Genomic DNA, 25,963 nt, shown 5'->3' on the forward strand with positions numbered 1-25,963 from the left:
TCAGCCCCCGAAGCGCATGGTTGCCGCCAGCTTCAGCGTGACGCCAGGCTCGTAGAGAACTGCGGTCGTGCTTCCGTTGAGCGGGTTGGTGTATTTGACGTCGAAGAGATTGTCGGCGCGGAAGTCGAGCTTGAGCTTGTCCGTCGCCTGGTAGCTGGCGAAGGCGTTGACCAGGGTGAAGTCCTTGGCCACCGGATTGCCCTTGGGCTTGCCGTTGTATTGCACCTCGCCGCCGACAGTCAGCTTGTCCTCGAGGAAGCGCAGGCCAAGCTGCGCCGTCACCTGCGAGGAGGGGATGGTGGCGAGGTCGGCCCGCTCGCCTTCATAGGAGATGGTGTGGCCGTTGATGACGGAGGCCGACAGGCCGGCATAGCCCCAGCCGGCGTCGTAGACGCTTTCCAGTTCGAAGCCGTTGATCTTGGCCTTGGCGAAGTTCTGGTACTGGAAGCAGATCGGAATGCCTGGGCCGAACGGACAGCCGCTGGTCGGGTCGACGGGCGAGAGCGTCACGCCGTCGATGTAGTCGTCGACATTGTTGTTGAAATAGGCGGCCTTGAGCCGCAGCGCGTCGCCGCCTTCGATGATGTCGTTCTGCTTGTAGTTGACGCCGAACTCGGCGGTCTTGCCGGTCTCGGGCTTCAAGTTCGGATTGGGCAGGAACGGGAAGCTGACGCCGGCGGGATGGTTACCGCTGATCAGCGTTTCGGTCAGCGAGGGCGAGCGGTAGCCTTCGGCATAGGTGCCATAGAATTGCAGGCCGGCCAGGCCGACGGTTTCAAAGGGCGAGACACCGACGGTGATGCGCGGCGAAACCCGGTCGCCGGAGGTCTCGTTCGTGTCGTCCTTCAGGCTGTAACTGTCGTAGCGCAGGCCGCCAATGACCTCGAGCCACTCCCAGGTCAGCTTGTCCTGAATATAGGCGCCGGAGACGTTACGCTTGCCGCCAGGCGTATAGAAGCTGTCGCCGCCGGCGCTGCCGCCGGTATCGACATTGTCGCCGACCCAGTCGCCGCCATAGGTCAGCTCATGCGCGACGCTCGCCATCTCGAAGCGCGACGTGTTCCAGATGTCGATGCCGGTCGTGCCGACATCGAAGGTGGACAGCGAGCCGGCCGGCAGCACCACGGGCAGGCCAGTGGTCGGATCGAAGCGGTTCTGCGCGGTAAGCGTCGTCAGGTCGAGCAAGGTCTTGTTGTAGGAGGCGTTGATGTGCAGGTCGAGCCAACTCTTGGCGTCGTCGGTGATGTTGTAGCGGGCGGTAAAAGTGTTCGACTTCAGATCGACATCGTTGGCAGGCACGCCGCCGCTGGTTTCGGTCCAGCCGTCCTTGGAGCCGACCCAACCGAGCTTCAATTCGCTGTTCTCGGTCGGGCGTATTGTGGTCTTGAGCATGCCGCTCAGCACATCGAAACCGGTGCCGGCAACGGTGTCGCCGCCGCCGTTCTTGTAGTCGCCATAGTCGCGGTAGACGATGTTGCCGAGAACATCCCAGTTGTCGTTGATCTTGTAGGCGCCGGTGGCGCTGGTGGTCCACCCCTTGCCGTTGCTTTCATAGCGCCCGGTCAGCGAGCCGGCCCAGGTCTCTTCCGGCCTGAGGAAATCCGCGGCGTCCTTGGTATCGAAGAAGACGACGCCGCCGATGGCGCCGGAGCCGTAGGTGTTGGCGACCGGACCGCGTATGACGTCGACCGACTTGATGAGCTCGGGATCGACATAGAAGGTCGACTGCGTGCCGTGGTCGGAGCGTTGGAAATCCTGCCTAGCGCCGTCGACGATCACCGCGACGCGGCCGAAATCCTGCAGGCCGCGGATGTTGATGCTCGAAGAGACACGCCGCGCGTCGGCCTGCACGGCGACGCCGGGCACGCCGAGCAGCATCTCGTTCGGCGTCGTCGCCATGCGGCGGTCGAGCTGTTCCCGGTCGACATGGCTGGCCGAGGCCAGCGACTGGATCGCCGTTTCGCCGGTGCGGCTGATGACGAGGATCTTGTCGAGCAGGGTTCCTTCGGCGGCGGCCTTCTCATCAGCCCTCTTTTTCTGCTCGGCCTGCTGGTCGGCTGCCGGCTGCACGGCCTGTTGAGCTTTTGCCGCTGATACGCTGATTGCGATCGCCGCCGCTCCGGCCATCAAGATGGCAATGCCGCATGCCATCGATTGGAAGCCCGGACCCGCGCTATTGCCCGCCAGGCCCGTCCGTCCCCAAGTCACCAACCCCATGCCCCAACTCCAGATTTTCAGGCTCGTAGCTGGCTGGCCAGTGGCTCGCTCGCATTTTTGATCACGTCCGGCGTCTTAAATGTTGACTCATTTACTCCGGTAATGCAGTGACTAGTAAACATGATTATTCGAGTCAAGAATTGAATCGGCATTTTATGAGCTGCGGCCAAGGCGGCCGTCAGAGGACAGGGACCGACCCGATGAACACGCACAATCCCAATGATTTCCGCTACCGCGTCCACCGTCCGGAAGACACGCAGATGCCTTACGAACGGGTACCGCTGGCGGTGAGGACGCTGTCCAGCAACACGCTGTTCCAGGGCGAGCATGAGATCGGCATCGAGCATCACGGCGCGCTCTACCGCCTGAAGATCACCCGCCAGGGAAAGCTGATCCTCAACAAGTGACCGCAATCGGCGGGCGAGAGACGAACATCAGGCAATACAGGTGAACGACATGGACCAGCGCGTAAAACCATCGCCGGAAGAGATCCGGCGGGCGCGAGAAGAAAATCCGAAAATGCGGGAGCGCGATCTCTCGGCGCAACTGGGCATTTCCGAAGCGGAACTTGTGGCGGCGCAATGCGGCATCAGCGCGGTGCGCGTCGAGCCGCGTGTCAATGATCTGCTGACCGGCCTCGAGGCGCTCGGCGAGGTCATGGCGCTGACCCGCAACGAAAGCGCCGTGCATGAAAAGATCGGCGTCTATGACAAGGTCGTCACCGGCAATCACAACGCCATGGTGCTTGGCGAAAATATCGACCTGCGCATTTTCCCGAAGGTCTGGGCGCATGGCTTCGCCGTCGAGAAGCGGGACGATGGCGAGATCCGCCGCAGCCTGCAATTCTTCGACGCGGCGGGCGAAGCGGTGCACAAGGTGCATCTGCGCCCGGCCTCCAACCTCTATGCCTACCAGAAACTGGTGGCGAGCCTCGAATCGTCGAACCAGGAACCGGCCGTCGCGATCCTCCCAAGCGCCGCGGAAGGAGAGGGCGAGGGGCAGGGTTCGGAGGCCTCAACCGACGATCTGCGCGACCGCTGGAGCCGGCTGACCGACGTGCATCAGTTCTTCGGCATGCTGAAGACGCTGAAGCTCAGCCGCCGCGAGGCGGTGCGCATGGTGGGCCAGGACTATGCCTGGCTGCTCGACACTGATGCGGTGAGCGCCATGTTCCACCACGCGGCGGAAGGCGGGATGCCGATCATGTGCTTCGTGGGCAATCGCGGCTGCATCCAGATCCATTCGGGCCCGATCAAGTCGTTCAAGCCGATGGGCCCGTGGATCAACGTGCTCGACGAGACTTTCCATCTGCATCTGAGGACCGACCACATCCACGAGGTCTGGGCAGTGCGCAAGCCGACCAAGGACGGCCATGTCACCTCGCTGGAGGCTTATGACCCCAAAGGCGGCATGATCATCCAGTTCTTCGGCAAGCGTCATGAAGGCGAAGGCGAGCGGGAAGATTGGCGTTTTCTCGCCGAGAACCTGCCCCGCATCCCCAGCCCGACCGCTGCATGAGGTAGCACCCAATGCACTTTGTTCTCAATTTCCGCGCGGCGCTTGCGCCGATGCTCGGCGTCCTGCTTGCCGTCGCCATCCAACCAGTCAGGGCGGAAGAAGGCACGACCGTTGTTTCGGACACCTCGCGCATCGCCTCCATAGGCGGATCGATCACCGAGATCGTCTACGCGCTCGGCGAGGAGGGCCGTCTCGTCGCCCGCGATTCGACCAGCGATTATCCCGAGGCGGCGGCGAAGCTGCCGGATGTTGGTTATATGCGGGCGCTGTCGCCCGAGGGCGTCCTGTCGGTCAACCCGACCGCAATCCTGGCGCTGCAGGGCAGCGGCCCGAAGGAAGCGGTCGACGTGCTGAAGAAGTCGAGCGTGCCTTTCATCGAGGTGCCGGACCACTACAATCATGAGGGCATCCTCGAAAAGATCCGCATCGTCGGCACGGCGCTGGGCGTCGACGCCAAAGCGGAGAAGCTCGTCGCGGAGACGGACGCGAAGCTGACGGCGGCGGAAAAGCAGACGGCCGCCATCAAGGAGCGCAAGCGCGTGCTGTTCGTGCTGTCGACGCAAGGCGGCAAGATCCTTGCCGCGGGCAGCGACACGGCGGCCGACGGCATCATCAGGCTGGCCGGCGCGGTCAACGCGGTCGAGGGCTTTTCCGGCTACAAGGGGATGACGGACGAGGCGATCGTCAGCGCCAGGCCGGATGTCATCCTGACGATGAAAGGCGGCGGGCCGCCGATCTCGGAAGAGGAGCTGTTCGCCAACCCTGCCGTCGCCTCGACCCCGGCAGGCACGAACCGCAAGATGATCAGCATGTGGGGCGGCTATCTGCTCGGCTTCGGCCCGCGCACGGCCGAAGCGATCCACGATCTTGCCGTCTCGCTCTTTGGCAATCAGGTCACGGACTGAGCGGCGATGTCCGAACAGTCCATTGCCGGCGCGGGCAGGGCGATGACGGCCGAGGGCGATCGTTCAGCGCGGGCAAGGTTCGTCATCGCGCTTTTGTGCCTGGCGCTGGTCCTTTCCCTGTTCCTGTCGCTGACGTCGGGCGCTTCCGATGCTTCCGCCGTCCGCGTCATTCGCGACTGGTTCACCGGGGCCGTGCCGGCGGATGCGGCGCTTGCCGCGCGCGACCAGCTGATCGTCCATGACATCCGCATGCCGCGCGTGCTGCTCGGCGTGCTGATCGGCGCGGCGCTCGCCGTCTGCGGCGCTGTTATGCAGGGCCTGTTCCGCAATCCGCTTGCCGACCCCGGCCTGATCGGCGTTTCCGCCGGCTCCAGCCTCGGCGCGGTGGCGATCATCGTGCTCGGCACCACCTGGCTTGCGCCCGTCACGCTTGCGTTCGGCACGCTCGCCTTGCCGCTCGCGGCATTCTTCGGCGGGCTCGCGGTGACGTTGCTGCTTTATGCCATCGCCACGCGCCAGGGACGGACGTCGGTCGCCACGATGCTGCTTGCCGGCATCGCCATAAGCGCTCTTGCCATGGCGCTGACCGGCGTCCTCATCTTCATGGCCGACGACCGGCAGTTGCGCGACCTGACCTTCTGGCAGCTCGGTTCGCTTGCCGGCGCGACATGGCCGAAGATCGGCACCGTCGGGCCGGTGATCATCCTGGCGCTGGCCGCCATGCCGTTCCTGTCGAGCGGCCTCAACGCGCTGGCGCTGGGCGAGGCGACCGCCGGCCATCTCGGCATTTCGGTGCAGCGGTTGAAATACATAGCGATCGTCGGGGTGTCGGCCGCGGTTGGCGCATCGGTCGCCGTCAGCGGCGGCATCGGCTTCGTCGGCATCGTCGTGCCGCATGTCCTGCGCCTCGCGATCGGACCGGACAATCGCTATCTGCTGCCGGCGTCAGCCTTGCTCGGCGCCTCGCTGCTGCTGCTCGCCGATTCGGTTGCCCGCACCATCGTCGCGCCGGCCGAACTGCCGATCGGCATCGTCACCGCGATTGCAGGCGCGCCGCTCTTCCTGTGGATCCTGCTGCGCAAGCGCGGCGTCATTGATCTGTGAGCCTGCCATGATCGAAGCGCGCGACATCTCCGTGGCGATCGGCGGCAAGCGCATCGTGGCGGATGTCGATTTCGCGGCGCGGCCGGGCGAGGTGTCGGCCATCGTCGGACCGAACGGATCCGGTAAGACGACCCTGCTCAAGGCGCTGACCGGCGAGCTCGCCTATACCGGCACCGTCACGCTCAACGGCCGCGACCTGTCGGCCATGAAGCCGGTCGAAGCGGCCACGTTGCGCGCTGTGCTGCCGCAGGCCACGGCGCTGTCCTTTCCCTTCACCGTGCGCGAGATCGTGCGCCTCGGCCTGATCGGCGGACGCTCCGGCGTGCTGCCCGGCGAGGATGCGCGTTTGCCCGAGCGGGCGCTGGCGCGTGTCGACCTCGACGGCTTTGCCGGCCGCTTCTACCAGGAGCTTTCAGGCGGCGAGCAGCAGCGCGTGCAGCTTGCCCGCGTGCTTTGCCAAGTCTGGGCGCCGGTGCTCGAAGGGCGGCCGCGCTATCTCTTCCTCGACGAGCCAGTCTCTAGCCTCGACGTCAAGCACCAGCTCATCATCATGAACATCGCCCGCGATTTCGCCCGGCGCGGCGGTGGCGTCGTGGCGATCCTGCACGACCTCAATCTGACAGCCATGTATGCCGACCGGATTTTCATACTCTCCCGCGGCCAACTGGCGGCCGCCGGGGCGCCGACGGACGTGCTCAATGACGAACTGATCGAGAAGGTGTTCGACTGCAGGCTGAAGGTCGGCGCGCTGCCTGCGGGAAGCGTGCCGTTCGTGCTGCCGCAGTCGGCGGCTTAGGCCGCCGGGGCGCGTTGCTCCAGAAGGTCGATGCCGAGCAGATGGCGCACGTTCGGGCGCGCCGCGATCAGATCGGCGATCGTGTAGCGGGAAAGCACGGCGAAGAAGGCGTTGAGCGCCTCGCGCAGCGCCGAATTCAGGGCGCAGCTGTCGACCAACGGGCATTCGGCGGCGTCGTTCTCGAAGCACTCGGCCATGGCGAAGCTCTCTTCGGTGACGCGCACGACATCGAACAGGCTGATCTGCTCGGCCGGACGGCCGAGCCTGACACCGCCGTTGCGGCCACGCACGGTTTCGACAAGGCCGGCCTCGACCAGCGGCTGCAGGATCTTGAACAGGAAGAGTTCCGACACCGAATAGGCGGCGGCGATCTCGGGGATGCGGCTCAGCCTGTCGGTATTTGCGGCGCAGTACATGAGGATGCGCATCGCATAATTGGTCTGGCGCGTGAGCCGCATGGTATCCTCGCGAAAATATTAGCTTAAAGCCGAATATGGCCCATAGTTTGGAACAATTCCAGACTGGACCGGTACATAGCTGAATAATCGTGTCAACTTTTTGTGCGCGCCGGCGGGGATGGTGACCCGATATGGCTCCCAAGGTTCGAGCGAGCGTTTCGCAGGCGCAGGCACTAGATAGAGGCGGGTGCAAACAGGAAACGGCCTTTTCATGTCTCAATCAGCTCCGGCCCTCGCGCCGGTTCGATTCGACGCCGATGCGCAGGCAAAGCGCTCGGCGCTGCGGCGGACCAAGTTCATCGCCGCGGCCGCGCTTGGGCTGTGCATCCTTGTCTTTGCGCTGGCGAAGTCCTTCCAGGCTGTCTATCCGTGGCTCGGCTTCGTCGCCGCTTTCGCCGAGGCGGCGACCATAGGCGGCATCGCCGACTGGTATGCCGTGGTGGCGCTGTTCAGACGGCCGCTCGGACTGCCCATTCCGCACACGGCGATCATTCCGGAGAACCAGCACCGCATCGCCGACAATCTCGGCCGCTTCATAGCGGCCAATTTCCTGGCGCCGGAGCCGGTGCGCGAAAAGCTTGCCGAGGTCGATTTCGCCGCTCTGGTCGCCGACTGGCTGGCCGACGCCGAGCGTGCCGCCGGCCTGTCGCGATTCGTCGCGCGGCTGGTACCGCAGACGCTGACAGCGGTGGAGCAATCCGGCCTGCGCGACTTCGTCACCAGCCGCATGCTGGAGCAGATCGAAAAGGTGCCGCTGGCGCCTTTGGCCGCCGACCTGCTGTCGGCGCTGACCGACGATCGCCGCCATCAGAAGTTGTTCGATGAATTCACCAGGGTCGTCGGGCGCTTCCTCAATGAAGAGCAGGCGCTGGCGACGATGCGCGAGAAAATCCGCGAGGAATTGCCGTCGCTGTTCAACCTGTTTCGCGCCGATGCTTACCTCTTGAAGAAAATCGTCGCCTCAGCGGGCTCGCTGCTGGATGAGGTGAGGGCCGATCCCGATCATCCGATGCGGGCTGAATTCGACCGTTTCGCGCTTGCCTTCATCGAGCGGCTCAGGACCTCGAAGCAGTATGCAAGGCGCGCCGAGAAGCTGAAGCGCGATTTCCTCGGCCGCCCGGAGGTTAGGGCGCTGGCCGGCGATGCCTGGGCGAGCCTGCGCCTGTTCATCGAGCAGGACGTCAATGCGCCGAATTCGACGATCCGCGAGCACCTGGCGAATATGTTCGTCGAAATCGGCCGGCGTCTGGCCGATGACGCGCAGATCAGGGCCGACATGAACCAGGGCTTTGTCGTGGCGCTGTCCTCGTTCGTGGAAAGCCAGAAGAGCGGCGTGTCGAAATTCATCGCCGACCAGGTCAAGCGCTGGGACCTGGCGCAGCTGACGCGGCTGATCGAGACGAATATCGGCAAGGACCTGCAATACATCCGCTTCAACGGCATGATCATCGGCGGGCTGGCCGGCTTGGCGCTCTATACGGCGGAGCGGCTGTTTCTGGTCAATTGACGCCGGCCCGGCGTGCACTATTCTGCCTTGGGTCCTAGGCAATTCCGGACGGAAGGCTACGGCAAAGTCGCCGAGCTTAACCGTTACACACTTTTCCTGGAATTGCTCTTGGGACGCCGCGAACGCGGCAAACGGGAGGCAGGCATGGCAAAACAACCGGAATCCGACTCGTTCCTCGACATGTTCAGCAGGTTCGGCCGCGACCTGAAACTGCCGAATGTCGATGTCCAGGCGATCCTCGATCATCATCGCAAGAACCTCGAAGCCCTGGAAAAGTCGGCGAGGGCAGGCGCGGCCGGCGCCTCCTCGGTGCTGGCGAGGCAGCATCAGATGGTGCAGAACGCCATAAACGAAATCACGCGGATGGCGCAGAACTACCAGACGCCCGGCAACCCACAGGACCTGATGAGCAAGCAGGCTGAATTTGCCCGCAAGGCGTTCGAGACGACGCTGAAGAACGCCAGCGAAGTGGCTGACCTTGTGCGCAAATCCAGCACTGAATCGGTCGAGATCCTGCGCGACCGGATCAGGGATGCGATGGCTGAAATCCGCGCCGGCTACGAAAAGAAATAGGCTGCCCGGCGGTTTCGGACCCACATCGACTGGCATGCGATGCAACCGGTCCAAGCGCGGGCGCGTTCTCCGCTTGCCATGAAAGCATCAACTCTGCCGGCGAAAATTGCGAAGCGTCGAATTGACAGAGGCTGCCGCTTCATGGTCGGGAGACAGGCTAGAGTGACGGGAAAGCCGGAATGACCGAACCACGGCGGAGGACGCCGCCGACTTTTGAACAGTTGCGCACGATGTCCGGGCAAGAGCTTGGCGTGTCCGATTGGACGACGGTCGACCAGCGGCGCATCGACCAGTTCGCCGAATGCACGGGCGACCATCAGTGGATCCATGTCGATCCCGAGCGGGCAAAGCGGCAGAGCCCGTTCCGCACCACGATCGCGCATGGCTATCTGACCTTGTCGATCATCGGCGCGCTGGCGCTGGAGATGGGCATCGTGCCGGAAAACACGCAGGCCGCCTTCAACTACGGCTTCGACAAGGTGCGCTTCCTGGCGCCGGTAAAAGCCGGGGCGCGCATCAGGCTGCGCATCACGCTGCTTTCCATGGAAGATCGCGGCCCCGGCCAGTATTTGATGAAGGCCGCCAACACCGTCGAGATCGAAGGCGAGCAGAAGCCGGCGCTGACCGCCGAGACGCTGGTGATGATGTATGAGCGCCGCAAGCGGGCAGGCGCTTAGGGGTCTCTGAGAACGGCATCATCCATGATAGCCAAGGCAGATCGCGCCTAGCGCGACAACGCCGCAGGCCGCAATGCGCTTCGGCGTCAGTGTCTCTCCCAGGAAGAGCCGTCCAATCAGCACCGCGAAAACCACGCTCGTCTCGCGGATGGCCGTGATCGGGCCGGCCGGCCCGAGCGCGAAGGCCGCAACCACGGCGCCGTAGGCAATCAGGGCGAAAATCCCGCCGCCAAGCGCCTTCAGCGCGTCGGGCGAACGAAGGTCGACGGTGAGCTTGCCGCGGCAGATGATGAAGGTGACCGGCAGCAGCATGCCGTAGACCAGCAGCACCCAGGCCGTGTAGGCGCCTGAGCTTCCCGCCGACCGGACACCGACGGCGTCGACTGTCGCATAGGCCGCGATGATCGCGCCGGTCGCCAGGGCATACAGGATTGATGTGGTTGCCGCACGCCCTTTGCCAAGCGAAAGGCTCATGATGCCGAGCGCGGCGAGAACGACGCCAAGGGTCTGAAGCGTGCTCAGGCGCTCGCCCGCCAGAGCGAACCCGCCGAGTGTCACCAGGAGCGGCACCGAGCCGCGAACGATCGGGTAGACCTGTCCCAATTCGCCGTAACGGTAGGCTGCCACCAGAAAGAGGCTGTAGCCGACCTGGAGGCATGCCGAGAGAACGATATAGGGCCAGGCCGATGGCACCGGCAGCTGATGGAAGAGCGCCAGCGGAATGGCGGCGACCGTTGCCGAGAAGCTCATGACCGTGACGGTCCACAGCCTGTCGCTGCCGGTTCGCAAGAAGGCGTTCCAGCTGGCGTGCAGGATCGCGGCGAACAGCGCCAGGCCAATGACTGTCGCGCTCATTGCAATCTCTCCCGCGCGGCGAGGATGGCCATTGCCGCCTTGCGGGCGTCGCGAATGGCGGTGTCTGGCTGTCCCATCCGGGCCATCAGCGTCGCGCCTTCGATCAGCATCAGCAGGGCGGCCGAAATACTGTCGGCCTCGTCGGCGGGCATCATCTCTTCGAGGATCAACTGCATCCGCCGCTTGAGGTCATTCTTCTGCCTGGCGGCGGCCTGAAACACCGGGTGCGCCGGATCGCCGAATTCGGCCAGGGCATGCGCGAACAGGCAGCCGTGGAAGTCGGCGCTGTGGAACCAGCGACCGTACCAGTCGAAGATTGTGCCGATTTTCTGTTCGGGCATGGCCGCCGTTTCAGCGACACGGTCGAGTTGACGCTCGAAGCGCCCCGCACGGTAGGCCAGGACCTCGACCATCAAATCGTCCTTGCTGGGAAAGTGCCGGTACATGGTCATCTTGGCCACGTCGGCTTCGGCGATGATGCGGTCGATGCCGGTGGCGTGAAAGCCCACGCGCTTGAACAACGCATAGGCGGTTTCAACGATGTGCTGGCGCTTGTCGGTTCTGGTCGGTTCGGTCATGACAGCAGTTGTAGTGAGACAGGTCTGTCTATCTATGTCTTGCGCGACTAGGCCTGTCAATTGCCGGTTGGACCGGAGGCGGGAGGCAAGCGCAACCGGCATCCGGCTTTGAGCCCCCCGCAAGATCGCTTGGGCAATCGACGGTCGCGCCTACGCGGCTTTGCGGCGGGATGCCGCCATCGCTTTGTCCAGGGCCCTGAAAATGCGCTGGTCTTCGCATTGCGCCACATTGAAGCGCATGAAGCGGCCCGCGGTGTGCGACAGGCTGAAGGCGTTGCCAGGCGCCAGCACGACATTGTCCGACAGTGCATGGCGGGCGACATCGGCGGCATCGATGCCGTCGGGCAGGCGGCACCAGAGGAACATGCCGGCCGGCTGGTCGATCCAGGGCGTGATGCCGATCGCCTTCAGCCTGCCCGCGGTCTCGGCCATGGCGCGCGACAGGCGCGTGCGCAACTGCTCGACATGCTTGCGGTAGCTGCCGTCCTTCAAAAGGGTCAGCACCAGTTCAGCGGACAGCCGCGCACCGCCGAATGTCGTGGCGATCTTGAGATCGGTCAGGCCCTCCATCCAGTCGGGTGGCGCGGCGATGAAGCCGCAGCGCACCGAGGCCGACAGCGTCTTGGAGAAGGAGCCGATCTGGATGACGCGCTGCAGTCCGTCAAACGCCGCGAGCCTCGGGGCAGGGCTGTGTTCGAAGTCGGCAAAGATATCGTCCTCGACGATGGTGAGATCCGCCTGGTCGGCGAGCTTCAGCAACCGATGCGCGGTGACCGGCGACAGGATCGCGCCCGTCGGGTTGTGGATGCCGGAATTGGTGATGTAGAGGCGCGGGCGGTGCTCGGCGAGCGCGGCGGCGAAAAGCTCGATGTCCGGTCCCGAAGGCGTGTAAGGAACGCCAACCACTTTGGCCTGGTGCGCGCGCAACAGCGCATGGAAGTTGAAATAGCAGGGGTCGTCGACCAGCACGGCATCGCCGGGTTCGAGCAGGAAGCGGCACAAAAGGTCGATCGCCTGGGTGCCGCAGTCGGTCAGCATGATCTGGTCCGGCGAGACCTCGATGCCATGCTCGGCCATGCGCCTTGCCAGCAATTGGCGCAGCGGCGGCAGGCCAAGCGGCGTGCCGTAGTCCGCAAGCGCCACGTCCTCCGCGCGGGCCGCGCTGCGCAACGCCCGGCGCAGGGCCGCCTGCGGCATCCAGGACGCCGGCAGCCAGCCGCAGCCGGGTTTCAGCATCTCCTCGCCCGCTTCCAGCGATTGCCGCGACACCCAGAGCGGGTCGACGGCGCGGTCAAGCCGAGGGCCGATCTCGGCCAGCGACAATGGCGCAAGCTGGCCGGCGGCGTAGAAGCCGGAGCCCGGGCGCGAACGGATCGTGCCTTCCGCCGCAAGGCGCTCATAGGCCTCGACCACGGTCGACTTCGACACCTGCATGGATTTGGCCATGGCCCGTATCGACGGCAGGCGGGCTCCGGGCGTCAGCGTGCGCGCCGCGATACGCTGACGGATTGCCGCCATGACGGTTTCGACGAGGGTGGCGCCGCTGGCATTTGGGCCTGATACGTCCATCTGTACTTCCCCGCTGACCATTACAGTTTTGTGGAATTGTACTCCATTGTCTCTGGCGACACCATGGCCGGCGCCGGTAGGGAAGCGCAAACGGAGCAGATCATGGAAAAGAGTTTCGACGGCTGGCTCAGCGGCTTCATCGGGGTGCTGATCTTCAGCGGATCACTGCCGGCGACGCGAGTGGCGGTGATGGATTTCGACCCGACCTTCCTGACGGCGGCCAGGGCGGCGATCGCCGGTTTGCTCGGGATTGCGATGCTGCTGCTGTTCCGCGAAAAGCGTCCGGAGCGAGGAGATCTGATCTCGCTCGCGGTCGTCGCGCTGGGCGTCGTGGTCGGCTTTCCATTGCTGACGGCGCTGGCGCTGAGGCATGTCACTTCGGCGCATTCGATCATCTTTGTCGGCCTGCTGCCGCTGGCGACCGCGATCTTCGGCGTGCTGCGCGGCGGCGACCGTCCTCGCCCGGCTTTCTGGCTGTTCTCGTGCCTGGGCAGCGCTTTGGTCGCCGGCTTTGCCCTGGCGCAAGGCGTGACCGCCTCGCCGGTCGGCGACGGCCTGATGCTCGGCGCCATCATCGTCTGCGGGCTGGGCTACGCCGAAGGGGCCAAGCTGTCGCGCAAGCTCGGCGGCTGGCAGGTGATCTGCTGGGCGCTGGCGCTGTCGCTGCCGGTCATGCTGGCGCTGAGTTTTCTGACGCTGCCGCCGTCCTTCGCGGCCATCGGCTCAAGCGCCTGGATCGGCCTCGCCTATGTCTCGCTGTTCAGCATGCTGATCGGCTTCATCTTCTGGTATCGCGGCCTCGCGCAAGGCGGCATCGCCGCCGTCGGGCAGCTGCAGCTCCTGCAGCCCTTCTTCGGCCTGGCGTTGGCGGCGAGCCTGCTGCACGAAAAGGTCAGCTCGATGATGATGGTCGTCACGCTCGGCGTCGTGGCCTGCGTGTTCGGGGCGAAGAAGTTCGCGCGGTAGGGGCTTGGTGAAATTGAGCCCTATTCGTTTTGAGGTGGGTCAAATGAACAGTAGGTTTCGTCAGCCACCCCACGATGTGTCTTGCCGAAGCTGCTGAAATTGCGACCATCCCATTCAGCAACCGACTCCGCACAGTCTGCCTCATTACCATTTAAGCCGTCTATCCATCGGGCCTTTATCAATCGACTATCCAACGAGTATTTCAGTTCCAAATTCGAGTATTCCATACCGCCAAGCGGGAAATCCCAAACTTTTCCACTATTTGTATCCGCGAAATACACACATAAATAACCTGTACCGCATCCGATTTCGACAATCGTGTAATGTCCGGCAAAATTCGCGCCGGATTTCATCGCATCTGATATTCTTGTGCGATATTCCCGCGCCCCGCGGTCTCTGCCATCGAACTGAGGCAGTTTAACAGGCCCGTTTTGAAAAACCCTCGCCGGAAAGGTTTCGAAGCTCAATTCATCGCCGGGCGATATCTTCGCCTCATCAGACGGCATGCGGACTTTATCAATCGGCTTTTCACATTGTAGACCAGTTTCAAGCTGCTTGTGCCTTCCCCACCCAACGGGAAGGCGTGGATCGCGCCGCTTCGTCCGTAGACAACCCAAGCAGATTTACATTCAGTGCCGCATGCCACTTCGGCGATCGTATAGTGTCCGGCGAAATTGTAGCCGGATTTCACCGCTTCCCTAATTTTGGCTTTGGTTTCCGGCGTCCAGTTTGGTCCGTTGAAGCGAGGCATTGCCCCAGGGCCTTCGGGGGTCGGCTTGCAGGGTATTTCTCAAAGCGCGGAGCATCCCATCCTGGCGATGCTGCCGCAGGGGCGGGTGGCCAATCTGGGGTTGCCCCACGGCTTACTTGCTCTGCAGCAGCCGCATCAACCGTAGAAACCAGCAACACAAACAAAAATAAGTACGAAGCAAGCCTCATTGCCCTCAGCCCAACATACATTGGTTTATTCCAATATGATGTTCACTTTATGTTCCTTATAAAAATACTGCAAGCACGATAAGCGCGGGCGCTCGCCGCCTTTGCCTAGCGCGTGCTAAAACTTCGTCACCACCCCGATGCCGATCCCTTCGAAGCCGCCCATCGCCATGAGAGCGGCCGGCGCTTCCTCGAGGCTGATCTTCTTGCCGACCAGCAGTTCCGGCTTCAGCTTGCCGGTGCGGATCATCTCCATCATCGCGGAGTAGCGGTAAGCTTGCATGCCGTGGCTGCCGAGGATTTCGAGCTCGAAGGCGATTATCTTGTCCATCGGCACTTGCGGGCGGGCATGCTCGCCCAGCATCAGCCCGACCTGAACGTGGCGGCCGCGCCGGCGCAGGTTCGAGATCGAGTTGAACGAGGTGGTCGGGTGTCCCAGCGCGTCCATCGACATATGCGCGCCGCCATTGGTGATCTGCTTGACCGCCTTGACGACATTCGGCGTCGTCGAGGCGTTGATCGTCGCCACGGCGCCGATCTTTCTGGCAAACTCCAGCTTCTCGTCGGTGAGGTCGATGGCAATGACGTTGGCGCCCATCGCGCTGGCGATCATGATCGCCGAGAGGCCTACTCCTCCGCAGCCATGCACCGCGACCCATTCGCCGGGCTTCACCCGCCCCTGGTCCACAATGGCGCGAAACGAGGTGACGAAGCGGCAGCCGAGGCTGGCGGCGGTCGCGTATTCCATCTCTTCGGGCAGGCGCACGAGATTGGTGTCGGCGTGCTCGATGCCGACATATTCGGCGAAGGAGCCCCAGCCGGTGAAGCCAGGCTGCGTCTGGTGCTCGCAGACCTGGTGATTGCCGGAGGTGCATTCGAAGCAGCGGCCGCAGCCGACGGCGAAGGGCACGGTGACGCGGTCGCCAGCCTTCCAGCGGCTGACCTGCTTGCCGGCGGCCACCACGACGCCCGCCAGTTCATGTCCAGGGACGTGCGGCAGCGTGATGCCGTCGTCATGGCCCATCCAGCCGTGCCAGTCGCTGCGGCAAAGACCGGTCGCCTCGACCTTGATGACGACGCCGTCCGGGGCCGGCTTCGGATCGGGCACGGTCTGGATCGTCGGCGCCTCGCCGAATTTTTCGAAGACAACGGCTTTCATCGGCAACTCCCACATTTTTGAGGTGACGATAGCCGATTCCGCCGCCGGTCGACCGGAAATCGATTCTGCCAGTGTCGGGGCCGGCGGGTTGCGCGGCTAAACCGGCTGCTCGCGGAAATCGGCCAGCCGCGTGTCGTCGGGCGCAAGCACGCCGGCATCGGCCTGGCTGCGCTGGCGTTCTGGGCGGTGACGCTCAGAGTGGGGCGTTAGTTATGGTGGGGCATCAAGCAGTGGCTGCCGTTTGCGAAACCATTCGTCGGCTTCGGCATCCCATGGCCAAACACCGGACGTTGTCGGAGAGATAAGCTGCATAATCCGGAAATCCGGGCCGTCGTAGAACCATATGTCCCAGCCGAAATATTCTTGGTAGTGATCGGGATGGACCGCACCGAACTGGCAGTCGAAGCCACCTCCCAGAAAGCCCGACGCCCGCTCACCAACACGGAACTTCTCGCCGCTGCGCACCCGTCGGCAATACTCGTTGATGATGGTCATCGAAAGCTCCGGCTTGAGCCCGATGACGACCAATTCCGGGACGCCAAAATTGTGCTCGATCCCGACCGAGTATGCGAATGGCGGATGCTCGTCCTCCTCCAGCACATAGAGGATGTGGCAGCCGTACTCTTCGATGTCGGCGAGCGCCTTGGCCTCCTCGGCGTCTTTCGCTTCCCTACTCGGCATCGATCTGGTTCTGCGGCGCTGCCTTCTGGAACGCCGGCAGCGCCATGCAAGCGGCGTTGATGCGTGAAATCACCGGGTAGGGCGCCATGTCGACGCCGAAGCGGGCGTTGTTGGTCACCTGGGCGGCGAGGCAGATGTCGGCGAGGCCCGGTGTGTCGCCGTGACAGAAGGTGCCGGTCTCGGGCGAGGAGGCGAGAATCTTTTCAAGCGGCTGGAAACCTTCGTTCACCCAATGCCGGAACCAGTTGACGACGTCCTCATCGCCGGCGCCGAACAAAGCGCGCAGCGAGGTCAGCACGCGCAGATTGTTCACCGGGTGGATGTCGCAGGCGATCATCTGCGCCAGCATTCTCACGCGCGCACGGCCCGGCGCATCCTTCGGCAGCAGCGGCGGCTCGGGCTCGATCTCGTCGAGATATTCGATGATCGCCAGCGACTGCGTCAAAAGCCTGCCGCCGTCCAGCACCAGCGCCGGCACCAAGCCTTGCGGGTTGACCGCAAGATAGGCGGGCTCGAGATGCTCGCCGTGGCGCAGATGGTGCGGCACATAGGTGTAGTCCAGCCCCTTCATCGCCAGCGCGATCCGCACCCGGTAGGAGGTGGACGAACGGTAGTAGTTATGGAGCACGAGGTCGCTCATCGCCTCGGCTGTCCGATAGCCACATCGACCATGCCGATGCCGTCGACGCCGCCGGTGATCCTGTCGCCGGCCTGGACCGCGCCGACGCCGGCCGGCGTGCCGGTGAAGATCAGGTCGCCCGGCCGAAGCTCGACCGCCTCGCTGCAGATCGAGACGATGTCGGCGATCGGCCAGATCAGCTCGGCAAGATCGCCGTCCTGCTTCACCGCGCCGTTGACGGCGAGCCAGATGCGGCCGTTCTCCGGGTGGCCTGATTTCGTAGCCGGAACCAGCGGACCGCAAGGTGCTGACTGGTCGAAGGCCTTCGACCAGTCCCACGGACGCGCGGCTTTCTTCGCCTGATCCTGCAGGTCGCGGCGCGTCAGGTCGACGCCGACGCCATAGCCCCAGACATGGGCGAGCGCATCGGCGCGCGGAATGCGGAAGCCGGCCTTGCCGATGGCGACGACCAGCTCGATCTCGTGATGCAGGTTGGAGGTCAGCGGCGGGTAGGGGATATCGGCGCCGCTGTCGACAACCGCATCGGCCGGCTTGGTGAAGAAGAAGGGCGGATCGCGCTCGTCATTGCCGAGCTCACGCGCGTGTGCTGCGTAATTGCGGCCGACGCAGAAGATACGGCGCACGGCAAACCGTTCCGCCGATCCGGCAATGGCGACCGAGGCGATTGCTGGCGGCGGAAGGACGAATTCTGGCATGGACGGTCTCTATGCTGGCATGAATCTGCGCACTCTCGGCCGATTTCGACGGCCGGGCAAGACTGAGGACGCTCACGCGCACGTCCGCCTGTCGTTTCAATCGCACGCCCTGTACCATTGGGCGATATACTATTTGCCAATAATCTGGCCATGGTCACCGGACTATCCTGTGCCAGACGAAATCGAACCCATGCCCGAACCTCTGCCATGAGCTCCGTCAGCGACCGCGCCCGCTTTCTGATCATCGACGACCACCCGCTGTTTCGCGAGGCGCTGCACAGCGCCGTGCAGATGGCCTATCCGGACGTCGACACGGTCGAGGCGCGCTCGATCGCGGAAGCGATCGAGCTTCTTGCCGACGCCAAGCCCTTCGATCTGGCGCTGCTCGATCTCAGCATGCCCGACGTGCATGGTTTCGAGGGGCTGTTGCAGCTGAGGACCCGCTATCCGCGGCTGCCGGTGGTGATCGTCTCAGGCTATGAGGAGCCGAAGATCATTTCCGAGGCGCTGTCCTATGGCGCGGCCGGCTTCATCCCGAAATCGGCGCGCAAGAGCGATCTCGCCGCCGCCATACGCTCTGTGATGGAGGGCGCTGTCTACGTGCCGGAGAACTACGAGGGCCAGAAGCCCGACCCCGATAGCACCGACCGCGCCGACATGGTGCAGCGCCTGGCCAGACTGACGCCGCAGCAGCTGAGGGTGCTGCAGATGCTGCGCCAGGGCATGCTCAACAAGCAGATCGCCTATGAGCTGCAGGTTGGCGAGACCACCGTGAAGGCGCATGTTTCGGAGATTTTGCGCAAGCTCAATGTGTATAGCCGCACGCAGGCGGTGATCGAAGTGTCGAAGCTGGACAATGCGGAGCTGTTCAGGGATCAGGCTGGATTTTAACCCTGCACTGTCACCGCAATTCCAATTTTAAGCTACCTTGGTATATCAAGGAGCTTCAATCTCCGAACAGCCTCATCAATTGCTGACAGAAGTAAGTTTAGTTCGATACATACCTCCGGTGTGTTTTTGTTTCTTAGAATTTTTCTCGGCCGTCTGATATGAACGAAAAAATTGAAACGTCTATTCTTTCGCGGGACTCCTCTTGACTAAGTATTAGTCCAAATTCCTTCGAAGGAAATCTAACCTCGGCCACTAAATTTTCGTATGACTCGTCGTCGATAACCGCAACCTCAAACGGCACTTCCTTTTCCATTTTGTCCTTCTCCGGCCGTCTAGTTCTCTGACTATCTAGCTGTTTGCAAAATCACTCACCACTGCGTGGATTTTTAGGAGCAGACGGCTTTCCCGCAACGTCGGCGCCGCCCCTCATCCGGCCGCCGCCACCTTCTCCCGTATGGTGACGGGGAGAAGGGACCAGAGATCCTAAGCCAGCAGATGCGCCAGCAGCGCGCGCAGCTGCGCCGGCTTCAGCGGCTTGCGCATCAGCTCTATGCCGGCGGCGCGCGCCGCCTTGGCGACGAGCTCTGACCCATCGGCGGTGACGATCAGCGCCGGCACCGGACGGCCGAGATAGTCGCGCACTTCGGCTATTGTCGCGGTGCCGAGGTCGCCACCGTCGAGATGCTGGTCGGCGATGACGATGTCGGGCACCCAGTCGGTGTCGCCCAGAAGATCGAGCGCGTCGTCGGTGGAGGTCGCTGCGCGCACCAGGCACTGCCAGCGTTCGAGCAGCGAAGTCATGGCGGAGAGCACGTCGGCGTCGTTCTCGACCAGCAAGACCTTGGTGCCGAAGAGGCCGTAGCCGCGCGGACGGTCCATGTCGGCGATGGCCGTCGCCGGTTCGGCTGCCATGCCGATCGGCACGTCGATGTGGAAGATGGTGCCGCGCCCAACCCTCGAGGAAAAGGTGACGGGATGGCCTAGTGCGGCCGCCATGCGGCGCACGATGGCGAGGCCCAGCCCCAGTCCGCCGGCCAATCCGCCGTCGGCAAGCGTCGAGGTGCCGCGATGGAACTCCTCGAACACCGCCTCGCGCTGGTCCTCGGCAATGCCGCAGCCGGTGTCGGCGACGTCGATGCGGATGGTATCGCCGCGGTGCCTGGTGCCGACCAGCACGCCGCCGGAGCGGGTGTAGCGCAGCGCGTTGGAGAGGATGTTCTGCAGGATGCGCCTGAGCAGCGTGCGGTCGGAGCGCACCACGACATTGACCGGCCGGAACTTCAGCGACAGGCCTTTTTTCTCAGCCTCGGGCTGGAAATCCGAGCGCAGCGACGAAAACAGCGTTTCCAGGCTGACGTCTCCGATTTCGGGCTGCACAACGCCGGCGTCGAGCTTGGAGATGTCGAGCAGCGTGCGTAAGAGGTCTTCCATCGTCTCCAGCGAGCGCTCGACCTGGCGCACCAGCTTTTTGCCTTCCTCGCTGGTCTGGACCTCGGCCAGCGCCGAGACCGACAGATGCGCGGCGTTGAGCGGCTGCAGCACGTCGTGGCTGGCGGCGGCGAGGAACCTGGTCTTGGAGAGGTTCGCCAGCTCGGCGTTTTCCTTCGCCGCGCTGAGATCGATGTTCGATTGCTCGAGCCGGCGCAGCGTCGCGTGCAGTTCCTCGGTGCGGTTGCGCACCCGGTTTTCCAGCGAAATCGCGGTCTGGAACAGCGAGAAGGCGTTGCCCTGCTGGTCCATCGAGCGCTCGACGCGGCTGACAAGCGCCGCGTTGATCTTCTTCAGCCTGTCGACGTCGGCGATGTCGCGCAGCGGCATCTCGTTCACTCGGCCGCCTGGCGCTCGCCGAAGGCGATGCCGGTAAAGGTCTGGTTGAGGTGCATCGAGCGGTACTGCTCGCCATAGGTGCCGAAGCCGATGACCTTGTTGGTCCGGTAGAGCTCGGAGATATCGCGAAAAACCTGGCGATTGCGGGCGTCGAGCCGGCGCAGCACGCAGTCGAAGCCGAGGATCATATCGATGCCGCCCAGTCTGTGCTCGACATCCTGGAGGGCGCTGCGCGTCGCTTCCACCATGTTCTTCGGCTGGGCGATGGACAGAACCACGCCGTCGTCGATGGCGCAGAAGAAAGACAGCGAGCCGTCAGGGTGCATGCGCTGGATCGAGCGGCAGTAATATTCGCCGCCGACCTTCACCACGACGGGGTGCGAGGCAAAGCTCAGCGGCGTCAGCGTCTGCGGCAGGATGCCGACGGAGGCTGCGTATTCCTCCGCGGCGTTGGTGGCGTTGAATTCGCGCACGACGCGATGATCCGGGTCGGATGCCGTCACCACCAGCTTCTCGTCGGTCGGGATGAAATTGTCGGTCTTGAAGACGTGGAAGGGGATCTCGGTCGCGACCAGCACGACGATCGCGCTGTCCGAGGCGACCTTGCCGTTGGCGATCAGCCTGGTCGTCTCGAATTTGAGGTCGTCGCCGGCCGAGCCGCCGATCAGCGGGACGTCGTCCAGCCCCCAGTGGATGGCCGAGGTCACCGCTTCCTCGGCATAGGACAGCCCGTCGATGAAACAGAGCGCGAAAATCCCCTTGGAGCGGTCGTGGCCGATGCGCCCGCGCAGCAGGCGCCGCAACGCCACGACCTCGCCGGTGATACTGTCCATGCTGGACGAAGAGAGGTTTTCGACCATGGTGGAGACGGTTGAAAACGACGCCGAGGGCAAAAGCAGGGCAAGGATATGTCCTTCTTCCAGTCCCTGCGGCGTGATCTCGCCGGCGGTCGAGCAGCCGGCATAGGCGAGCGACGGCGCGTATGCTTTCAGCGCCTGCGCCAGCGCCGCCGCGTCGACCAGGCCTTGGGAGAAGAACAGAAGCGCGAAGCCGGCGTCGACGATCGCCGCTTCGGCCGCGATGGCCCGCGCAAAGGCATTCGGGTCGGGCTCGTCCGTGGTGAGCGCCGATAGGCCCGACGCATAGCGTGTGCTCGAACTGGCCAGCTACCTTCTCCGCAATTCCTCCAACGCGGTTTTATGCGTTTCTTTTCTTATGCGTGCCAGGCACGCTCCGCGTCGAGGGCATCTTTGCCCTCAATCGCTGATTTGGCAATGGGCCTGCAAGCGTGCCCCACAGCATGCCGGCCATGACCGAAAGTACAAGGAGCGGAGCGCTGGCAGCGCTGTTTTGCCCGTTGTACGCTACCCCAATAACGCACTGCCGAAGCACGGCATCGGCAAGTGATAACCAAGGTTAATACCCAGGGAGGTTGCATGTCGGACGTGTCGTTGACTGTGAATGGGAAACGGGTCAGCGGGAGCGCCGAGGACCGAACGTTGCTGGTGCATTTCCTGCGGGAACATCTGGGCCTCACCGGAACGCATGTCGGCTGCGATACGTCGCAATGCGGCGCCTGCGTCGTGCATGTCGATGGCCGGGCGGTGAAATCCTGTACGATGCTGGCCGTTCAGGCCTCAGGCTCGACCATCGTCACCATCGAAGGGCTGGCCGACGGCGCGGAGCTGCATCCGGTCCAGGCCGCGTTCAAGGAGCATCACGGCTTGCAATGCGGCTTCTGCACGCCAGGCATGATCATGACGGCAACCGATATGATCGCGCGTCATCCCGAAGGCCTCGACGAGGCGACGGTGCGCACCGAGCTCGAAGGCAATATCTGCCGCTGCACGGGCTACCACAACATCGTGAAGGCGATCCTCGCCGCATCGCAAACGATGGCGAAGGGGTCGAAGGGCAAGGCGAAGCAGGCAGCGTGAGGATCGAGCGAGTAGCGAAATAGTGAGTAGCGAATAGTCGATATTTTTCCGGCCGCTCTGCGCTCCACCAATTCACTACTCGCTATTGGCTACTCACTACTCGCTATTTTCGGGAGGAATTTCCTAATGGGTATCGAAGGCGTCGGCGCCCGCGTGGCGCGCAAGGAAGACAAGAGGTTCATCACCGGCGGCGGCCGTTACGTCGACGACATGGTGGTTCCCGGCATGAAGCATGCCGTGTTCGTGCGCAGCCCGCACGCGCATGCGCAGATCAAGAAGATCGACGTGAAAAAGGCTCAAGGCATGCCCGGCGTCGTCGGCGTGCTCACCGGCAAGGAGCTCAAGGCCGACGGCATCGGCAATTTGATCTGCGGCTGGATGATCCATTCCAAGGACGGCACGCCGATGAAGATGGGCGCCTGGTCGCCGCTCGCGGTCGACAAGGTGCGCTATGTCGGCGACGCGGTCGTCATCGTCGTCGCCGATACCAAGGGCCAGGCGCGCGACGCGGCGGAAGCGGTCGAGATCACCTACAAGGAACTGAAGGCCGTGGTCGACGCCACGAAGGCGATCCAACAGGGCGCGCCGCAGATCCATGCCGAGTCCGACAACAATCTGATCTTCGACTGGGAGATCGGCGACGCCAAGGCGACCGACGCGGCGATCAAGTCGGCGGCCCATGTCACGCGCATGAAGATCGTCAACAACCGGCTGGTGCCGAATGCCATGGAGCCAAGAGCGGCGCTCGGCCATTACGACAAGGCAGAGGACCACTATACCTGCTGGACGACATCACAGAATCCGCATGTCGCGCGGCTGGTGATGAGCGCCTTCTACAACGTCGCGCCCGAGAACAAGCTCAGGGTCATCGCCCCGGATGTCGGCGGCGGCTTCGGTTCCAAGATCTATATCTATCCCGAAGAGATCGTCTGCCTGTGGGCCTCGAAGAAGACCGGCGTCCCGGTCAAATGGGTGGCCGACCGCACCGAGAGCTTCCTGGCGGACGCGCATGGCCGCGACCACGTCTCGATGGTGGAGATGGCCTTCGACAAGGACAACCGGATCACCGGCCTCAAGGTCGACACGATAGCCAATATCGGCGCCTATATGTCGCTGTTCTCGTCCTGCGTGCCGACCTATCTCTATGCCACGCTGCTGTCGGGCCAGTACAACATCCCGGCGATCCACGCCAATGTGCGCACCGTCTACACCAACACCGCGCCGGTCGATGCCTATCGCGGGGCAGGGCGGCCGGAGGCCACCTATCTCCTGGAGCGGACGATGGAAACCGCCGCGCGCGAGCTCGGCGTGTCGCCGGCGGAACTCAGGCGCAAGAACTTCATCACCTCCTTCCCGCACCAGACGCCGGTGATCATGAACTATGACGCCGGCGATTATAACGCCTCGCTCGATGCGGCGATGAAGGCGGCCGACTATGCCGGTTTCGCCAAGCGCAAGGCGGATGCCGCGAAGCGCGGCAAGCTGCGCGGCATCGGCATGAGCTGCTATATCGAGGCCTGCGGCATCGCGCCGTCGGCGGCGGTCGGCTCGCTCGGCGCCGGCGTCGGGCTTTGGGAATCGGCTGAGGTGCGGGTAAACGCCGTCGGCACTATCGAGGTGCTGACAGGCTCGCACAGCCATGGGCAGGGCCATGAGACGACCTTCGCGCAACTGGTCAACCAGCGCTTCGGCGTGCCGATCGACTCGGTCTCGATCGTTCATGGCGACACCGACAAGGTGCAGATGGGCATGGGCACCTATGGCTCGCGCTCGGGCGCCGTCGGCATGTCTGCCATCGCCAAGGCGCTCGACAAGGTCGAGGCCAAGGCGAAGAAGATCGCGGCCCACCTGCTCGAAGCGGACGAAGGCGACATCGTCATCGAGAACGGCGAGGTCAAGGTCGCCGGCACCGACAAGAGCCTGCCCTGGTTCCAGGTGGCGCTTGCCGCCTACACCGCTCACAATCTGCCGGCCGGCATGGAGCCGGGCCTGAAGGAAACCGCCTTCTACGATCCGGCGAACTTCACCTTCCCGGCGGGCTGCTACATCAGCGAGGTCGAAATCGATCCGGAGACCGGTGTCACCGACATCATCCAGTTCGTCGCGGCGGATGATTTCGGCAACATCATCAATCCGATGATCGTCGAGGGCCAGGTGCATGGCGGCATCGCGCAAGGCATCGGGCAGGCGCTGCTCGAAGGAGCCCATTATGACGGAAGCGGGCAGCTGCTGACCGCAAGCTATATGGACTACACAATGCCGCGAGCGGGCGACCTGCCGTCTTTCAAGGTCTCGACCTCGAACACGCCGTGTCCCAGCAATCCGCTTGGCATAAAGGGCTGCGGCGAGGCCGGCGCGATCGGCTCGCCGCCCGCGATCATCAATGCCATCGCCGATGCGCTCGGCATCGTCGACATCGCCATGCCGGCGTCGCCGTCGACCGTGTGGTCGGCGATCCGTGCGAAGAAGCACTGAAACAGGAGTGAATGGTGAATTGTGAATGGTGAATGGAAGATGGGCCGCGATACCGCGCCGGTCGGACCATTTACCATTCACTATTTCACCATTCACCATTCATTTTAGGGGAGGATCCCATGTACTCAGTCAACTATCACCGCGCCGCCTCGGTCGCCGATGCCGCCAAGCTGCTGAAAAGCGGCGACGCCAAGCTTCTCTCCGGCGGCATGACGCTAATCCCGGCCATGAAGACGCGGCTTGCGGCGCCGTCGGACCTTGTCGACGTGTCGAGGCTGAAGGAGCTTCAGGGCGTCAAGGTGTCCGGCAGGACGGTCACCATAGGTGCCGCGACCACGCATTACGATGTCTCGGCCGACGCGAATCTGAAGAAGGCCTGCCCGGCGCTTGCCCATATGGCATCGCTGATCGGCGATCCGGCGGTGCGCTACAAGGGCACGATCGGCGGCTCGATCGCCAACAACGATCCGGCGGCCGACTATCCGGCGGCATTGCTGGCGCTGGGCGCGACAATCATCACCAACAAGCGCGAGATCGCGGCGGACAAATTCTTCAAGGGCCTGTTCGAGACGGCGCTGAAGGAAGGCGAGATCGTCACGGCGGTGAGCTTCACCGCTCCGGCCAAGGCGGCCTACCAGAAGTTCCGCAACCCGGCCTCGCGCTACGCCATCGTCGGCGTGTTCGTCGCCAAGGGCAAGGACGGGGTGAGGGCGGCGGTGACCGGGGCCGGCGAGGACGGTGTCTTCCGCTCCAAGGAAATCGAGGCGGCGCTGGCGAAGAGCTTCGACGCCTCGGCGCTCGACGGCCTCAAAGTGCCGGCAAAGGGGCTGATGAGCGATATCCATGCCTCCGCCGACTACCGCGCCAATCTGATCGCGGTGATGGCCAAGCGCGCGGTGGCAGCCGCCAACGCCTGAAACGTTTTCAACCCGGATCAAAGGAAGGGGCTCGTCGCGGCCCCTTTTCCTTTTGTATTCGCAACAACTTGGCGGGAATACC

The 25,963-nt window shown here is 63.6% G+C and carries 25 protein-coding genes; 13 read left to right on the forward strand and 12 right to left on the reverse strand.

Translation table 11 applies throughout. The features are described from left to right. Positions 1-2,217 carry a TonB-dependent hemoglobin/transferrin/lactoferrin family receptor gene (locus EN852_RS07510; RefSeq protein ID WP_127874182.1) on the reverse strand — a complete coding sequence of 739 codons (2,217 nt, stop codon included), beginning with the start codon at positions 2,215-2,217 and terminating at the stop codon, positions 1-3. Positions 2,218-2,417: 200 nt separating this feature from the next. On the opposite strand from EN852_RS07510, the gene hemP reads away from it, so the two are divergent. The 5 genes from hemP to EN852_RS07535 are packed head-to-tail and all read left to right on the forward strand — an operon-like array spanning position 2,418 to position 6,540. Beyond that, entirely contained in the window at positions 2,418-2,624 is a 207-nt protein-coding gene (gene hemP, locus EN852_RS07515; protein ID WP_127874181.1) for a hemin uptake protein HemP, read from the forward strand. A 49-nt stretch (positions 2,625-2,673) separates the two neighbouring features. Continuing rightward, positions 2,674-3,735, forward strand: a complete 1,062-nt coding sequence (locus EN852_RS07520) for a hemin-degrading factor (RefSeq protein ID WP_127874180.1) — start codon at positions 2,674-2,676, stop codon at positions 3,733-3,735. An 11-nt stretch (positions 3,736-3,746) separates the two neighbouring features. Next, entirely contained in the window at positions 3,747-4,640 is an 894-nt protein-coding gene (locus tag EN852_RS07525; protein ID WP_127874179.1) for a hemin ABC transporter substrate-binding protein, read from the forward strand. A gap of 6 nt (positions 4,641-4,646) precedes the next feature. Then, positions 4,647-5,744 carry an iron ABC transporter permease gene (locus EN852_RS07530; RefSeq protein WP_127874178.1) on the forward strand — a complete coding sequence of 366 codons (1,098 nt, stop codon included), beginning with the start codon at positions 4,647-4,649 and terminating at the stop codon, positions 5,742-5,744. A 7-nt stretch (positions 5,745-5,751) separates the two neighbouring features. After that, positions 5,752-6,540 carry a heme ABC transporter ATP-binding protein gene (locus EN852_RS07535; protein WP_127874177.1) on the forward strand — a complete coding sequence of 263 codons (789 nt, stop codon included), beginning with the start codon at positions 5,752-5,754 and terminating at the stop codon, positions 6,538-6,540. Here the strand turns inward: EN852_RS07535 and rirA are convergent. Continuing rightward, entirely contained in the window at positions 6,537-6,998 is a 462-nt protein-coding gene (rirA, locus tag EN852_RS07540; RefSeq protein ID WP_040982432.1) for an iron-responsive transcriptional regulator RirA, read from the reverse strand. The genes EN852_RS07535 and rirA overlap by 4 nt on opposite strands. Positions 6,999-7,209: 211 nt before the next feature. Here rirA and EN852_RS07545 point away from each other — a divergent pair, with 211 nt between their 5' ends. The 3 genes from EN852_RS07545 (at position 7,210) to EN852_RS07555 (ending at position 9,755) form a co-directional block, all read left to right on the forward strand. Next, positions 7,210-8,505, forward strand: coding sequence for a DUF445 domain-containing protein (locus EN852_RS07545; RefSeq protein ID WP_127874176.1), 1,296 nt, complete (start codon positions 7,210-7,212; stop codon positions 8,503-8,505). Positions 8,506-8,649: 144 nt separating this feature from the next. Further along, on the forward strand, positions 8,650-9,078 hold the full coding sequence (gene phaP / locus EN852_RS07550) for a TIGR01841 family phasin (RefSeq protein ID WP_127874175.1): 429 nt from the start codon (positions 8,650-8,652) through the stop codon (positions 9,076-9,078). A gap of 179 nt (positions 9,079-9,257) precedes the next feature. Beyond that, entirely contained in the window at positions 9,258-9,755 is a 498-nt protein-coding gene (locus EN852_RS07555) for a MaoC family dehydratase (protein WP_112127469.1), read from the forward strand. An 18-nt stretch (positions 9,756-9,773) separates the two neighbouring features. Here the strand turns inward: EN852_RS07555 and EN852_RS07560 are convergent, their stop codons facing one another. The 3 genes from EN852_RS07560 to EN852_RS07570 form a co-directional block, all read right to left on the reverse strand. Beyond that, the gene (locus EN852_RS07560; RefSeq protein WP_127874174.1) at positions 9,774-10,610 is read right to left on the reverse strand and encodes a DMT family transporter; all 837 of its coding nucleotides are present in this window, start codon (positions 10,608-10,610) and stop codon (positions 9,774-9,776) included. Further along, on the reverse strand, positions 10,607-11,188 hold the full coding sequence (locus EN852_RS07565; protein ID WP_127874173.1) for a TetR/AcrR family transcriptional regulator: 582 nt from the start codon (positions 11,186-11,188) through the stop codon (positions 10,607-10,609). The genes EN852_RS07560 and EN852_RS07565 overlap by 4 nt, the downstream gene beginning before the upstream one ends. Before the next feature lie 150 nt (positions 11,189-11,338). Continuing rightward, positions 11,339-12,757 carry a PLP-dependent aminotransferase family protein gene (locus EN852_RS07570; RefSeq protein WP_127874172.1) on the reverse strand — a complete coding sequence of 473 codons (1,419 nt, stop codon included), beginning with the start codon at positions 12,755-12,757 and terminating at the stop codon, positions 11,339-11,341. 102 nt (positions 12,758-12,859) lie between these two features. Here EN852_RS07570 and EN852_RS07575 point away from each other — a divergent pair, with 102 nt between their 5' ends. Next, on the forward strand, positions 12,860-13,723 hold the full coding sequence (locus EN852_RS07575; RefSeq protein ID WP_127874171.1) for a DMT family transporter: 864 nt from the start codon (positions 12,860-12,862) through the stop codon (positions 13,721-13,723). A gap of 20 nt (positions 13,724-13,743) precedes the next feature. Here the strand turns inward: EN852_RS07575 and EN852_RS07580 are convergent, their stop codons facing one another. From EN852_RS07580 to EN852_RS07600, 5 genes are all read right to left on the reverse strand, one after another. Beyond that, complete coding sequence (locus tag EN852_RS07580) at positions 13,744-14,229, reverse strand: class I SAM-dependent methyltransferase (protein WP_127874170.1); 486 nt, start codon at positions 14,227-14,229, stop codon at positions 13,744-13,746. Positions 14,230-14,777: 548 nt separating this feature from the next. After that, positions 14,778-15,818 (reverse strand): zinc-dependent alcohol dehydrogenase family protein, encoded by a 1,041-nt coding sequence (locus EN852_RS07585; RefSeq protein WP_127874169.1) that lies wholly within the window; start codon positions 15,816-15,818, stop codon positions 14,778-14,780. 210 nt (positions 15,819-16,028) lie between these two features. Next, positions 16,029-16,499 carry a DUF4262 domain-containing protein gene (locus tag EN852_RS07590; protein WP_127874168.1) on the reverse strand — a complete coding sequence of 157 codons (471 nt, stop codon included), beginning with the start codon at positions 16,497-16,499 and terminating at the stop codon, positions 16,029-16,031. Continuing rightward, the gene (maiA, locus tag EN852_RS07595; RefSeq protein ID WP_127874167.1) at positions 16,489-17,139 is read right to left on the reverse strand and encodes a maleylacetoacetate isomerase; all 651 of its coding nucleotides are present in this window, start codon (positions 17,137-17,139) and stop codon (positions 16,489-16,491) included. Before maiA ends, EN852_RS07590 begins: the two co-directional genes overlap by 11 nt. Continuing rightward, positions 17,136-17,834, reverse strand: a complete 699-nt coding sequence (locus EN852_RS07600; RefSeq protein ID WP_127874166.1) for a fumarylacetoacetate hydrolase family protein — start codon at positions 17,832-17,834, stop codon at positions 17,136-17,138. Before EN852_RS07600 ends, maiA begins: the two co-directional genes overlap by 4 nt. A gap of 207 nt (positions 17,835-18,041) precedes the next feature. Here EN852_RS07600 and EN852_RS07605 point away from each other — a divergent pair, with 207 nt between their 5' ends. Next, positions 18,042-18,725, forward strand: coding sequence for a response regulator transcription factor (locus EN852_RS07605; protein ID WP_127874165.1), 684 nt, complete (start codon positions 18,042-18,044; stop codon positions 18,723-18,725). A 483-nt stretch (positions 18,726-19,208) separates the two neighbouring features. Here EN852_RS07605 and EN852_RS07610 read toward each other — a convergent pair whose 3' ends face one another. Next, positions 19,209-20,543, reverse strand: coding sequence for a hybrid sensor histidine kinase/response regulator (locus EN852_RS07610; protein ID WP_127864014.1), 1,335 nt, complete (start codon positions 20,541-20,543; stop codon positions 19,209-19,211). Between the two features lie 5 nt (positions 20,544-20,548). After that, on the reverse strand, positions 20,549-21,718 hold the full coding sequence (locus EN852_RS07615; RefSeq protein ID WP_127863481.1) for an FIST N-terminal domain-containing protein: 1,170 nt from the start codon (positions 21,716-21,718) through the stop codon (positions 20,549-20,551). A gap of 270 nt (positions 21,719-21,988) precedes the next feature. Between EN852_RS07615 and EN852_RS07620 the strand changes: the two genes are divergently transcribed. The 3 genes from EN852_RS07620 to EN852_RS07630 all read left to right on the forward strand — a co-directional run bounded on the left by EN852_RS07620 (position 21,989) and on the right by EN852_RS07630 (position 25,881). Beyond that, a complete protein-coding gene (locus tag EN852_RS07620; protein ID WP_127874164.1) occupies positions 21,989-22,489 on the forward strand; it encodes a (2Fe-2S)-binding protein in 501 nt (166 codons plus the stop codon). A gap of 126 nt (positions 22,490-22,615) precedes the next feature. Further along, positions 22,616-24,964, forward strand: coding sequence for a xanthine dehydrogenase family protein molybdopterin-binding subunit (locus EN852_RS07625; RefSeq protein ID WP_127874163.1), 2,349 nt, complete (start codon positions 22,616-22,618; stop codon positions 24,962-24,964). Positions 24,965-25,083: 119 nt separating this feature from the next. Beyond that, positions 25,084-25,881 carry a xanthine dehydrogenase family protein subunit M gene (locus EN852_RS07630; RefSeq protein WP_127874162.1) on the forward strand — a complete coding sequence of 266 codons (798 nt, stop codon included), beginning with the start codon at positions 25,084-25,086 and terminating at the stop codon, positions 25,879-25,881. Positions 25,882-25,963: the final 82 nt, after the last annotated feature.

This window comes from Mesorhizobium sp. M2E.F.Ca.ET.209.01.1.1 (genome assembly GCF_004010375.2).
In the GTDB taxonomy this organism is placed as follows: domain Bacteria; phylum Pseudomonadota; class Alphaproteobacteria; order Rhizobiales; family Rhizobiaceae; genus Mesorhizobium.